Genomic DNA, 447 nt, shown 5'->3' on the forward strand with positions numbered 1-447 from the left:
GGATCTGCTCCGCGACCGGCACCGGGATCGGGTCCAGGTCCGTGCGGCTGCGCAGAAGGTGCCCGATGGCACCGGGGGAGCGCGGGATCGCGATCGCCTCGGAATCCACCACGGCAGGTGCATAGAGCCACGCGTGGTCCGCGGTGACGAAGACGACCACGTCTCCGCGGCGCAGGCGGCTGTCGGATTTGTCGTGATGGAACCATTCGAGCTGGTACTTCGCTGCCGGCCCGGCAGGGGCGCGGCGGTGACGCGACTCGGCGGCCCAGGCGTGGTGCTCGGTCGGCCCGGGTTCGTATTCGACGATGTGCCGCAGAAACATTCGTGCGACGTGTGCGGGCAGGAAGCCGGGGTCGGCCTGTCCGCGGCCGCTGACCCCGGGGATCGGCACCGCCCGCCCGATCTGCCACTGTATTGGAAGTGGCATACGTTCGTTCTCTCGGAAAT

Annotated in this window: 1 pseudogene; it reads right to left on the minus strand. The window is 68.9% G+C overall.

From position 1 onward, the window contains the following. A pseudogene (locus P3H15_RS54625) lies at positions 1 to 427 on the minus strand (phosphatidylserine/phosphatidylglycerophosphate/cardiolipin synthase family protein); the annotation flags it as partial. Positions 428 to 447: the final 20 nt, after the last annotated feature.

This window comes from Rhodococcus sp. T2V (assembly GCF_029269925.1).
Taxonomy (GTDB): Bacteria; Actinomycetota; Actinomycetes; order Mycobacteriales; family Mycobacteriaceae; genus Rhodococcus_F; species Rhodococcus_F koreensis.